We start from the raw sequence: 13,042 nt of genomic DNA, 5'->3' as shown, positions 1-13,042 counted from the left end.
TTGATAATTATATAATCATATTGTGTTATTATTTAATTATTAGTGTTTCAAGATTGTACTAAAGTCGGCAATACAAGTGTAAATATTCTTTACCTAAATAGAGGGCCATCCCATGCCTCAAAAACCTTATCAGCAAATGCTGTCATACAATTCTTTTTTAAAAAGAAAATTTGGACTTCATGGGAAAGATGGCGAAAAATTAATATTGTATGAGCCTACTCGAGCAATTGCCGTTCCAAAAGGAGGTATTTTTCCTTCATTTAATGGCCTTGGGAAAACTGTAACACCCACGGTGTTGGAAAAGAAAACACTTTATTCAAATAGTACTACTCATGCAAAACTTTCTGTAATCAACCAAGATAAGCAATATCAAACGTTAGTCTACGTCACTACCCCTCAAAAACTAAAAGAAGCATTGCGAAATGGCGTATTTGATGCCCATAGCATTCAAGATCCTCTGGCAAAAATGATTGCTGAGATTGGTTCTTATAAACGTATCGTTTTTGAGCGTTCCACAGAACTACAAGTAGCAGTAACAAAAAATCAAGAAAGACTTGCCGTTGCAGACCTAACTCAAACTTTGATAGAAATTTTGCAGCCACTCAATCAATGCATAAATAATTACGCTGCTGGAAAGACACCGGAAGAAAACCTCCGGAATATCTTGGACAAAACCAAGCAGTTGGATAAAGAAATAGAAAATATTATTAATGCAAATAAGGCACACAACGAAGAACCGTACCTTACGTTAATGTCTTGTGCTGCTACCTTGCGAAAGCAAACCCAACAATATCGTCAATTGTTAACAGCAATGAAAAATCCTTCAGAAGAACAAGTAAAAGCGATATTGGGTAGTTATGGTACCAGGGATAATCTACTGAAATACTTTCTCCAACAACAAATTAATGTCATTACTCAAAGCGCAATCGATGCCAATTATGCTGTGACAGGCTTATATCAAGATGCCAGTGGACTTTCTCAAGCCTTACTTAATGCTCAATTTACAGGGGAAGCATTTTCCAGCCAACGGGTGGATTATCACAATGCGATTAGTAAGGAGCATGGTCTTGATTTTTCTGCTAAAGAAAAAAATGGCTTGGTAGCGGTTGATTTGGCTGAATATGGATTTCAACCAAAGAGCAGCGTGGAATTGGCAAAACGCGTTGCCCTGATTCAGCAAATTGAAGAGGGAAAAAAACTATACAATGATACTGATGATACAGTAAGGTTAGTTAACTTCAGTGGAAAAAAGGGAACAATTCCAGGTTCCACTGCCGCAAAAAAAGTAGGATTTATTGCTGTTAATTTTATGCTTGACATTGGCACGACCGTCCTTGATCTAGCTTATTCTGTTTATGCCGCATCAGTGTGGCTAATTAATTTAGGCCTGCGCATAGCTGATCGTACCCCCTTTAAAATACCACCATTCCCAAGTGAACGATCAGTCTTCCAGAAATGGGATATAGCTGAGGATGCTTATAGTAAATTAGATGCTACTCAAGCGCTTTTTGGAAACAATGCCCTTACCCAAATTAATAATTCAGGTATTTTTGTTAAAGCATTTCAATTCATCGGCACCCAACTAATTAATCTTACTATAAAGCCATTGGTTGAAGTGGTAAAAGGCCTTACGGTCAATATCTGGGATGGTATAAAAAATATTTATTACGATGTAACAATAGGAAGAAAACCAATCAGTGATAACGAGATAGGCCGGTTGCTTCACTCGCGCTTACAAATAAACGCAGAAATAACCGAGCAGGATCAACAAGCAGTAGAGATGTTACTGCAAAAAAATAATATCTCTTATGATAGTGTAAAATTTGAGGAGGTTGGAGAAGCGGGGGTGGATTATCAGCTAAATCCAGATAAACCCGAAGATTTGGTTTCCTGGGCGAGCAATGATTTTATTAAAGGCATGGTGGAAGTATTCTCACAGGAAATTTATCGGGCACATCCTTTAGGTGGATTAGCCTTTACTTTAGCAGCAACTACAGCCACACCCATGCTAATGCCCTTTGCGGCAAAGTATGCTTTCTTGCATTTCATTTATACCAAGTTGAATATTCCCATTGCCAAATCGTTAGTAGGCGAAACCCATGGATTCATGTCGGCATTTTCTACCGCAATGATTGAGGGAAAAGCTGCCTTTTTCTTAACAGATCTTACAAATGGCAAGGAAAGCATTTTAGTCCGTGGTGTTGAATTACTCTTTGAAAATCCTGTATTAGCAGGCTTGATAGGTACCGCAGCAATTGGACTTGGTTATGAGATTGCATTTAAAGCAAATATTCCCTGGTTAAGTGAAGAAATTGCTTCAGAAGCTGGACATGCCTCCTTTCCATATCTTGAGCTCGGTTTATCAGGAGCAAAATTAGCAGCAATTGTTATTGAAAGTGGTATTCGCTACGAGGAGGGAGAAGAAGAGGCGGCACATATCCTTGGTATCGAAGCGAAGATGGAAGAGCTACGCCCTGAAATTAAAGAAGCCATGACTGTTGCTTATAAGAGACGCAATAACATAGAAAAAATCTCAGTCGAAGAAGAACAACAGATTGAGAGTCAGGTAACTCAATATTTAGATACATTTAAAAAAGCTTTGGAATCGGATTACAGCGATGTCATGGTAAACTCTGTTGCAGGTGTCATAGCAGAATACGCATCAAGATATACGGGCGCCCCATCCTCCTATGAAACGAATGCCCCAGTAACAAATAAGTTACAGGAAAATTTTAAACGCGCACATATTCGCGAGCAAATTTTGCAACTTGATACGAGCAATTTGCCTCAAGATGAAAAATACAAAATTATGCATTATGTTAATACACATTATGCTAATGATCCGGAATATGTTGCTGCTGTTAAATACAGATTTATGGATGGCCGTGAAAAAATAGGCGGTTTGGCTGGATCCATAAAAATGGTTCTTTCCTATATTCCTGCTGTAGCTCGTGCTGTTACATCGCTTATCACCAGTGCAATATTAGGGATTGGCTCCTTAAGAAATCCAAATCTAAAATCACAAGCTTTAATGGCATTGCAGCCTGCGAAGGATCTGCTTTCTAAAGTAAGAGCCGATGTGGGATTAATAGTAAAAGCGGGCTCAACTCTTGCCAGAGTGAGCTGGGGGCTAGTTGGCAGTATTCTACGGGTTCCCATAGTAGCTCTTTATTCTTTGTTTGCAAGCCCAGTGTTAGTTGGTCAGTATTTCGCTTCACGTCATTATCTTCCTACGCCTTTGGAAATGAATTCCAAGTTATCAGATTTCTTCTTTGCTCCAGGTAAGGTCAGTCAGTTTTTTAACGCTTTGAATGGATTTTTTCGCGAGGCAGCTTCTGCTAAAAATCTAGAATTGGCAACAAAAAATATCTCCGCCCAAGAAACTGCCGAAAATATTGTAGTTCTTGAGCCATTATTGACAAAAAAAATGGCGATTAAAAAAGAATCCGATACTATTTTGGCAGCGTTGGTTGCCTCTAATGAAGAAGAGGATTTCGGCGAAGAGAGTACTAAGCGGATGTTTCACGTTTTCAATTCTCAACTCGATAAATCGGCTAAAAAAGCAGAAGTAGTAAGCTTGTCCGCTGTGGATGTGACGCATGCGGATCATCCTCTTGCTTTCAATAAACCAAAGCCTCTGGACGATGACGGAGAGGAGATAGTCAATACGCCTCAGAATTAAATGCGGCGGAATTCTTTCATAGTCTACACTGTGGTGTATTGCCATCATATCAGCAGCCAGTTGTGAGATAGAGGTACCATTTTTATAGCGTCACCTATAATTATCATAAGTGAGTAAAATGGAAGCGTCTCATGAGATTGGATTTATATCACCAAAAAAGAAACTTTAAGAAAACACCGGAACCGAAGGGTGAAATTCATCACGATGAAAATTATTCTTTTGTTATTCAAAAACATGCTGCAAGCCATCTTCATTATGATTTTCGCCTTGAACTTGGTGGTGTACTTAAAAGTTGGGCTATTCCTAAAGGACCATGTTTAGATCCAAAAGTAAAACGATTGGCAATGCATGTTGAAGATCATCCTGTTGAATATGGGGCTTTTGAAGGCATTATCCCTAAAGGAGAATATGGGGGTGGTACTGTCATGCTGTGGGATGAAGGAACGTGGGAATCCTTGGACGATGATCCAGAAAAAGCTTATGAAAAAGGGCACTTGCGCTTTCAACTTCGAGCTAAAAAATTGCAGGGACGGTGGGATCTGATTCGTTTTCATAAAGAAGAAAAATCGTGGTTTTTGATTAAATATAAGGATGAATTTGCCAAATCTTTAAGTGATTATGATATTACTGTTGAAAAACCAAATAGTGTTGTGTCAAAGCAATCTCTGGATGAGATAGCTGAAAATTATGAAACTGTTTGGAGTAGTAAAAAAGGATTGAAAAAAATTGCCAGCCCGACACAAAAGAAAAAAACACTTAATAAATTGCTACCTGCAGATCTTGAAGAAAGCCCTTTCCCACAACGTGTTTCACCGCAGTTGGCTACACTCGTTGATAAACCACCAGTAGGTGCTGACTGGCTGCACGAAGTTAAATTTGATGGTTATCGGATCGTTGCATTCAAAAACGGTAAGTCAATACGCTTAATGTCGCGCAATCATATTGAATGGACAGAAAAATTTAAAAATATTGTCAATGCGCTTGAAGGACTACCCATTGAACGAGCAGTATTTGACGGCGAAGTGGTTCTATTGGATGAAAATCATCGATCTAATTTTCAACTACTGCAAAATGCTATGAAAGGAGATAAGGAATATCCCTTTATTTATTATATTTTTGATCTTATTTATTATGATAAATTTAGTCTGAAAACCTTACCTTTAAAACAGCGTAAAGAAATCCTGAAAGCACTATTCCCAATGACACATTTAAGTCTTAAGTACAGTGATCATATCCTTGGTAAAGGGAAGGATGTTTTTGAACAATCCTGTGAACTAGGGCTAGAGGGCATTATCTCTAAAAACATTCATAGCAAGTATGAATCAAGGCGCTCAAAATCCTGGGTTAAAGTAAAATGCATTAAACGTCAGGAATTCGTTATTGGTGGCTATTCAAAACCTAAAAAATCCCGGCAATATTTCGGATCGCTGTTCCTGGGTGTCTTTAATGAGAACAAAGAGCTGGTTTATTGCGGTAATGTAGGAACGGGTTTTACAGAGGCTTCATTAAAAGAGGTTTTTGCAGAACTAGAAAAGCATGTTCTTAAAGAAAATCCTTTTAATTCTCTTCCTCCGGATAGCAAAAATGCAACCTGGGTAAAACCGAAATTAGTTGCTGAAATTGAGTTTAGTGAATGGACATCAGATGGGAGATTAAGGCATCCAAGCTTTAAAGGTTTAAGAAAAGATAAAAAATCGACTTTAATTACCAGAGAAGAACAACTGCCCATAAAAAAAATTGTGACAGAGACTGCAAAATCTCAGAAACCTTCCATTTCAAATCCTGATAAAATTTTTTATAAGCAAGATAAGATTACCAAGCAGGATTTGTTCAATTACTATGATGAAATCAGTTCTTTTATTTTACCCTTTATTATAAATCGTCCTCTAACATTAGTGCGTTGTCCTAATGGTTATGAAAAGTGTTTTTATCAAAAACATTATTATAAGGCTACTCCAAAGTCTTTATGCGCCTTGCCAATTAAAAATGTGTCTGATGGAAAGGTGGAAGAATATATTTATTTAAAGGATAAGGAGGGGTTACTAAGTCTTGTGCAAATGGGGGTGTTGGAAATTCATCCGTGGGGAAGTCGAATTGAAAAAATTGAATACCCTGACATAATTACCTTCGATTTAGATCCCGCGCCTGATGTTTTGTGGAAAGAGGTTGTTAAGGCGGCTTTTGAAATTAAAAAACATTTAGAGGCATTTCATCTAACCTGTTTTGTAAAAACAACAGGAGGCAAGGGGTTGCACATTGTGATACCCATACAACCAGAATATGATTGGCCAGAGGTAAAAAATTTTACCGAAGTATTTGTCCACTTTTTAGAGAAAACAGATCCCAAGACTTATGTAAGCAATATGGCTAAATCCAAAAGAAAGGGTAAAATATTTGTCGATTATTTGCGAAATCAACGTGGAGCTACGGCCATTAGCGCCTATTCAACGCGGGCAAGATTACATGCACCGGTCGCAACCCCTCTTGATTGGGATGAGTTAACAGAAGATATTCAAGACACGTTTTATACTATTAACACCCTGCCTGAAAGACTAAATAAAGTAAGTGATCCCTGGAAAGAATTCTGGACAATTAAACAATCATTGCATTTAAATGAATTGGATTAAGTCATCTATTCTTTAGAGGTTGAGAGAGAACGTGAGGTGAGTGCCTCTTGTAGATAAACAAGTTGCTGACATAAAAAAAAGCCATCGCTGCCAAATCAATCATGTAATTATTAAACGCTAAATGGGCTATAGTCAGTATTAAAAAACTGCGAAAAAATTCTGTATATTTTATATTAATGATAACACCGCGATTTAAAAGCATGCCGATTAAATAAAGCGTAGTCAGAATGAAAAGAACGAGTATCCAGCTCAATGGTGAATGCAAATCAAAAAATGCTAAATAAATAACAAAGAAGAAGATAGCAATAAAAAGATTCACTAAAATATAAGCAACAGGGTATTGAAACTTCTTTTCCGTGGTATCACTTTTTCTGGAGGAAAAACGTGTACCTAAGCGGTGAACAATCCATTCGGGAGGCATAAAAAATGCTAAAAAACGCTCCCGTATTGAGGATAAATTTTTTCCATAAAAAAAGGTATCGTACAGTACTTTAATATTGGCATAAAAGGGATTCCATGAAGCAAGTGGTTCTGTTGTGCCATAATCGGCAGGAATTGTTTCTTTTTCAAAAGTTCCGAATAATTTATCCCAAATGATCAAACTTCCCGCATAATTTTTATCAATATATTGTTTGTTTTTGCCATGGTGGACACGATGATGGGACGGTGTGTTAAAAATAAGCTCAAACCCACCCAGTCGCTTAATGAGCTTGGTATGGATCCAAAATTGATAAAGGGTATTTAGTGAGGAAACGATTAGAAACATCCAGGTTGGAAAGCCAAGCATCGCTAAGGGTAAATAAACAATCCAGGAGAATAAGGTTTGTATCATTCCCTGTCGTAAGGCAACTGATAAATTATACTGTTCACTTTGATGGTGTACTGCATGCCCCGCCCATAAAAAATTGTTACGATGGCTTGCTCGATGAAACCAATAATAAAGAAAATCAACGCCGAGCCATAAGAAAATCCAGGCGAAGATAGATTGCGGGTTAATCGAAAAAAATCCATAGTGATGATAAAGGTAGTTGTAACTAAAAATAAGCAAACCCTGTAAGGGTAACATGGTGGCTTGCTCGATGACTCCGCAACTAAGGTTGTTTGTGAAATCATTTAAGTAATAAAGTTGTTCGTGACGAATAACGGATATCCAGTATTCAATTGCCATTGATATTAAAAAAATGGGGATTGCTAAGGCAATTAAATTAATTTCCATATTCATTAACTGAAGTAGAAGATAAAGGAAAACAATAATTCATAAAGGCAGCCAAGGCAACTAGCAAATTATTGTGCGATAATTAAGTATAGACTAGGAAGGGAAAATCCTAACAAAAGGAAAAAATAATGAATAAAATCAAAGCCATTGTGCCTGCAATGATACTATTATTTTTTTGGATAACTTCCACCTATGCGGTAACCACCTGTTTTAATGAAAAAAAACTGGAAGTTATTGCCAAAGAACTTCATACAAATTTTCAAAAGGACTTTTGTACAACGGGAATTAAACCTAATCATTTGGAATGGATTTCCAAAACCGCTTTACCACAGATTATGAATAAATCCTTTTTGGGTGTAGAACCGCCTCCGAATTGGCAATTGTTAGCTGACGAAATCGTTCAGGATTGTTTCAAGGAGGGGGATTTATGTCATTATGAGACACAGAAACAGTTTGCTGCTTGTATGCAGGTTAAAATACCTGCCATTCTGTTGCAGCTAGGTCCTTGGCTTGCTGAAAACTGTGAAAAAATTAATAGCACAGTGATTGAGCATTGGTCTGACAGGAAAGGACAAGTGTTAGAGTTAATTAAGCAGTTTGAAATTGAATCTAAAAAATAAGTGGCGTTGAAGTTATCCCCGTTAAAAAGGGATAACGACAAGTCAAAATACTGCAGAGGTAGTGTTCGGATCAAAAGAAAGAGCTTTTTCTGCTACATTGTTAACCTGAGCCATGACCGACGATTCTTTTGAACCCTTAAAAAACGTGTAGATGCCAACACCTACTCCTAACGTACTACTAAGTGTTGCTACCGAAACTGCTGCTGCTTCACCAGCAATTAATCCTGTGATAAAAGCACCTGGTCCAGACCATAATCCTAAAGCAAAACCTATAGCAAATCCCAAGGCTCCTGCAACCAAGGTCACCAATGCTGTTGCAGCGACTGCGAGTAATGCTTTAATTACGTGAGGATATTCCCCTTCTAAGTGAAGACTACATTCATCAGCAAATTGCTGAATGACGGCAGTTTTATCCATATACTCATCCTTTAGAAGTGTTTTAACCAGCTTCAAAGTTTCCTCTTGAATAGCTTGATATTTTTGCGGAGGTAAATCTTTAGCCTGTTCATATAAATTATGAATAGCTTCATACAAAGGACAGGTGCAAGGTAGTAAGTCTCTTGCTTGCAGTAATTTATCGTTTGCTTCTTTCGTGTATTTTTCTAATAAAATCTCAAGTTCTGATATATTGGTATTATCTTTTGCTGAAGTCGCTAAACGTGTACAAAAAGTCCCTGGGATTCTTGCGAGAAGTTGCTCTGCTTTGCGTTGTTGCTCATTAAGGGTATCGGCCAAAAGATCAGCTTTGGTACCAATTAAAATGATTTTTTTACCTGGATTTTGGTTATGAAATGATTGTAAAATTTCATCGTCAATTTTCTTATCTGGATTATCCATTAATTTTTTCAAATCCACGCAGAAAACACCAAGGATGGCGCCACGATTAAACGCATTAGCTATGTAGGAGATACCCCCCGATTCCCCCTTGGTATCCCATAATTGCATCGTTTCGTCATCGATTTTTAGAATATCAAAATCTGGTGCTTTTGTTGGCTTATATTCTGAGTTAAAAGGAATGTTAAGAATACGCTTGAGTAATTGTGTTTTTCCTGTATTCGCTTCCCCAAAAAAGACAATTTTGTTAAGAGACATAAAAAATTCCCTAAAAAATTGGCAATTGTAACATATTAATTAATCAATAAAACATGCAAATGAAGAGGCAAATTTAGCATAATGAGATTAGATAAGTTATTAAAAAATTTGCAATTATTTTTAGAAAATCTACCTTAATAATATAAGTTAATTGCGAAGGGGTGTGATTATGAAAACAATTTTGATTACAGGAAGTAATCGAGGATTGGGATTGGAATTTGTTAAACAACTTGCTGAAAAAAATAATCATATTATTGCTACCTGTCGAACACCTGAAAATGCACATGAACTGTGGCAATACAGTCAAAACCGAAAAAATATCACTATTTATCAACTTGATGTAACTGACGATAATCAGATACTGTTTTTAGTCGGGAAACTTCAACATCATGCTCTTGATTGGATTATCAACAACGCTGGGATTGCTGGGCAATCGGGTGTAACTGTTGGCAACATTGCACGCGACAATTTTTTAAATGTGCTGAATGTTAACTGCATAGGCGCCTTGAAGGTTAGTGATGCCTTTCTGTCGTTATTATTAAAGAGCAAGGACAAACTCATTGTTAATATCAGTTCAAGCATGGGGAGTATTAGCAATAATCAATGGGGACGAAGCTATGCTTATCGTGCAAGCAAAGCGGCCCTTAATTGTGTAATGCGTTCTTTTGCATTGGATGTAATGAAAGATGGCGTCAAGGTAATGCTATTAAATCCGGGATGGGTAAAGACAGACCTTGGCGGTGCTGATGCGGAGCTTGATGTGAAAAAAAGTGTTAGCTTAATGCTCAAAGTAATCGAACAACATAAAAATGAAAGTCACGCAGAGGCATTGCGTAACTATAATGATGAGATTATTGATTGGTAGTGCAATGGATTTTTAAGTTTTCTTTTATCGGTTATACCATTAATATTGCGAGTATTGAATTTTATCCCTAAGCTTGGGCATGACTGCAATAAGAACGCTATTATCTTAAAACCTGTCAAGATTACACTACCAATTACGCCAATGGATAATGCAACCTATCACCATCAATAGTGCATAGATTTTGAGGAAAAAGAATGAATCATAAAGTTTTTGTAAATCGTATTTTAAATATGAAAAAGATCAAATACATTGGCTTAGATATGGATCATACCTTAATACGGTATAACACCAGGAATTTCGAATCATTGGTTTATAAGCTTGTGGTTGAAAAATTAATAAACGATAAAAATTATCCCGTAGATATTCGAAAATTCAAATTTAATTTTGACAGCTCTATTCGTGGTTTAATTATCGATAGTAAAAATGGAAACATTCTAAAACTGAGCCGTTATGCAGCTATCCGCCAAAGTTATCACGGCACCAAAGAAATTAGCTTTGCTGAACAGAAAAAAATATATCGCAGTATTTATGTGGATTTAAAAGATCCAAACTACATTGCAATCGATACGTCATTCTCAATCGCATTTTGTGTATTATATAGCCAACTTATTGATCTAAAAGATGAACGTCCGCAAGAATTGCCAACTTACTCTGGAATTGCCTTGGATGTTTTAAGCTCTGTAGATAAAGCTCATGCGGATGGTAGTCTAAAGGAATATATTGCCCAAAATATGGATGACTATGTTTTAAGAGAGAAAGAGGTAGTAGAGGGGCTTAAACGTTATATTCGCTATGGTAAGAAATTTTTCCTGCTGACTAATTCAGACTATTATTATACTAATCTTCTGTTGGAGTATGCCCTTACTCCCTTTTTAAAAGAAGGTGAGAGTTGGCGAGATCTTTTTGAGTTCGTCATTACTTTAGCGCACAAGCCACGATTCTTTTATGACAATTTAAGATTTCTGGCAATCAACCCCAAAGATGGCTCAATGTCCAATACTTATGGCCCCATTACTCCAGGTGTTTACCAGGGAGGAAATGCCCGAAAATTTACTGAAGATCTAGATATCAATGGCGATGAAATTTTATATCTCGGCGATCATATCTACGGTGATATTTTGCGTTTGAAGAAAGACTGTAATTGGCGCACGGCGCTGGTTGTTGAAGAGTTGGGTGAAGAAATTGAGTCACAAAGAAAGGCACTGCCTGTTGAGAAAAGAATTGTTGAGGCAATGAATGTTAAAAAAATATTAGAGCAAAAAAATATTGATCTTTACACCCGCAGTATTGAAGAAGATTCAACACAATATGATAGCCAAATTGCAGAGATACAGAAGCAGATCTCTGCCTTGGATATTGATATAGCCAAATTGTTACAAGAAGAGCAGACCTTCTACAATGCTCACTGGGGACGAGTGTTTCGTGCTGGTGCAGAAGAAACTTATTTCGCTTACCAGGTTGATCGCTATGCCTGTATTTACATGGAAAAGTTTTCAGATTTATTGGAGCATTCACCAATGACGTATTTTCGCGCTAATAGAAGATTGCTGGCTCATGATATGGAAATTTTAACTCAACCTCTATTGTTCTAGTTCCAAAAATAAAATCATGTGGGTTGGACTGCAAAGTTCCTGAGTAACCGCCACAACCCACGTCATCCCATCATCCAGAGCGAAGGATCTCCTGAATGTGAGATATTTACGCCACATTTAGGAGATCCTTCGTCGTAAACTCCTCAGGATGACGTGAGTCGTAAACTCCTCAGGATGACGTGAGTCGTAAACTCCTCTGAATGAATGTGGGTTGTGCACGGTTACTTTTGGATGCCTCGGACAAGCCGAGGTGGGGTAATGCTCACTAATAAAAATTTATCTTCGAAATCCTTTTAATAGGGAATCCTTCACGAGTGCTACGCCACGACGAAATTTTTGCTCGGGACGTGGTCTATATAGCGGGTTAAAAAGAGAATTCATATTTAAATATTCCTTACCCTCAGGAGAGTGTTCCGAGAAAAAATAATTAAACACACAACATCGAGGCATGTCAGTTACCACTCGATTAACAGAATGCCAGGATGTGCGATTAGTCTCCATTACTAATAGTCGATTAAAAAGACACGGAACAACAATGCGATTTTCTACAGATTCATCCCATAACTCGTAATTGCCGCCATTCGTTTCTTGCCAATTCGGGGAAACATAATAAAGTACGTTTACAGCTCGATAGAATTTTCTATCGACGTCGTGTGAATTATCGACGTGCGGATTGATATAATATCCCTTGAGTAACATGCTAATGCCACCGGCAAATCGGGAAGGATCGGGAATTTGATTTTTTATCTGTGTTATTTCCTCAACAATCGCAACTACTCGAGGATCTTGAATGGCAAAATTGATGTCTTGTATCAGACTTGAGGTATCCCTCAAATGGCTATATTTTAACTTTAATTCACCATGATGACTTAATAAATGCATTTTGCCGGGTTTAGGAAAATCGGCATAAATTTTTTCAGCTATCTCAGTAGGGAGAAAGTTGTCAAGTACGAAATGTCGTGCCACCTTGATAGGATGTGCACGAGAAAAATCCTTTTTTAATTGTTCTTTTGCCTCGCTTAATCTTTGGATGACTAAATCAGTCAATTGAGCTTTCATGGATAGATCGCGTGAATTTATCATTAAATTACATCCTGTTCTAAAAAATTACATAGCAACTTATACAGTATAGGCATTAATTAGCTTAATAAATATTCTATTCGTCTATTTATAATGAATTTTTTTAACAAAAATACTTCTTTTCTCAGAATATAAATTCACTGTAATAGTCTTAGCGTAACTCACCCCTGGGATAATCTTCTCACTTCATGGGTAATCTTACCCATATAGGCAACCAAGTGATTAAGATAAAATTCCAACAGTAAACCACAAAGAACAAAATAAATAC

8 protein-coding genes are annotated in these 13,042 nt (G+C 37.2%); 5 read left to right on the top strand and 3 right to left on the bottom strand.

Translation table 11 applies throughout. From position 1 onward, the window contains the following. Positions 1-112: 112 nt before the first annotated feature. Both PXX05_RS09035 and ligD read left to right on the top strand, forming a co-directional pair. Positions 113-3,682, top strand: a complete 3,570-nt coding sequence (locus PXX05_RS09035; RefSeq protein ID WP_275087902.1) for a hypothetical protein — start codon at positions 113-115, stop codon at positions 3,680-3,682. A 131-nt stretch (positions 3,683-3,813) separates the two neighbouring features. Further along, positions 3,814-6,309, top strand: coding sequence for a DNA ligase D (ligD, locus tag PXX05_RS09030; RefSeq protein ID WP_275087901.1), 2,496 nt, complete (start codon positions 3,814-3,816; stop codon positions 6,307-6,309). Position 6,310: 1 nt separating this feature from the next. Here the strand turns inward: ligD and PXX05_RS09025 are convergent, their stop codons facing one another. Beyond that, positions 6,311-7,531 (bottom strand): sterol desaturase family protein, encoded by a 1,221-nt coding sequence (locus PXX05_RS09025; protein ID WP_275087900.1) that lies wholly within the window; start codon positions 7,529-7,531, stop codon positions 6,311-6,313. A gap of 122 nt (positions 7,532-7,653) precedes the next feature. Between PXX05_RS09025 and PXX05_RS09020 the strand changes: the two genes are divergently transcribed. Continuing rightward, positions 7,654-8,145, top strand: coding sequence for a hypothetical protein (locus PXX05_RS09020; RefSeq protein WP_275087899.1), 492 nt, complete (start codon positions 7,654-7,656; stop codon positions 8,143-8,145). Between the two features lie 42 nt (positions 8,146-8,187). Here the strand turns inward: PXX05_RS09020 and PXX05_RS09015 are convergent, their stop codons facing one another. Continuing rightward, positions 8,188-9,237 carry a GTP-binding protein gene (locus PXX05_RS09015; RefSeq protein ID WP_275087898.1) on the bottom strand — a complete coding sequence of 350 codons (1,050 nt, stop codon included), beginning with the start codon at positions 9,235-9,237 and terminating at the stop codon, positions 8,188-8,190. Between the two features lie 169 nt (positions 9,238-9,406). Here PXX05_RS09015 and PXX05_RS09010 point away from each other — a divergent pair, with 169 nt between their 5' ends. Next, entirely contained in the window at positions 9,407-10,102 is a 696-nt protein-coding gene (locus PXX05_RS09010; protein WP_275087897.1) for an SDR family oxidoreductase, read from the top strand. Positions 10,103-10,332: 230 nt separating this feature from the next. After that, positions 10,333-11,694, top strand: a complete 1,362-nt coding sequence (locus tag PXX05_RS09005) for an HAD-IG family 5'-nucleotidase (protein WP_420844646.1) — start codon at positions 10,333-10,335, stop codon at positions 11,692-11,694. Positions 11,695-11,970: 276 nt separating this feature from the next. Here the strand turns inward: PXX05_RS09005 and PXX05_RS09000 are convergent, their stop codons facing one another. Beyond that, positions 11,971-12,777, bottom strand: coding sequence for a 2OG-Fe(II) oxygenase (locus tag PXX05_RS09000; RefSeq protein WP_275087895.1), 807 nt, complete (start codon positions 12,775-12,777; stop codon positions 11,971-11,973). Between the last annotated feature and the right edge of the window lie 265 nt (positions 12,778-13,042).

This window comes from Legionella cardiaca, assembly GCF_029026145.1.
GTDB lineage: Bacteria > Pseudomonadota > Gammaproteobacteria > Legionellales > Legionellaceae > Tatlockia > Tatlockia cardiaca.
This window is presented reverse-complemented; position numbering and strand designations above follow the sequence as displayed.

Excerpts from the sequence above, each read along its gene's own strand:
- ligD (WP_275087901.1), top strand. The coding sequence starts at position 3,814 with ATGAGATTGGATTTATATCACCAAAAAAGAAACTTTAAGAAAACACCG.
- PXX05_RS09010 (WP_275087897.1), top strand. The coding sequence starts at position 9,407 with ATGAAAACAATTTTGATTACAGGAAGTAATCGAGGATTGGGATTGGAA.
- PXX05_RS09005 (WP_420844646.1), top strand. The coding sequence starts at position 10,333 with ATGAAAAAGATCAAATACATTGGCTTAGATATGGATCATACCTTAATA.
- PXX05_RS09020 (WP_275087899.1), top strand. The coding sequence starts at position 7,654 with ATGAATAAAATCAAAGCCATTGTGCCTGCAATGATACTATTATTTTTT.
- PXX05_RS09035 (WP_275087902.1), top strand. The coding sequence starts at position 113 with ATGCCTCAAAAACCTTATCAGCAAATGCTGTCATACAATTCTTTTTTA.
- PXX05_RS09015 (WP_275087898.1), bottom strand. The coding sequence starts at position 9,237 with ATGTCTCTTAACAAAATTGTCTTTTTTGGGGAAGCGAATACAGGAAAA.
- PXX05_RS09025 (WP_275087900.1), bottom strand. The coding sequence starts at position 7,531 with ATGAATATGGAAATTAATTTAATTGCCTTAGCAATCCCCATTTTTTTA.
- PXX05_RS09000 (WP_275087895.1), bottom strand. The coding sequence starts at position 12,777 with ATGATAAATTCACGCGATCTATCCATGAAAGCTCAATTGACTGATTTA.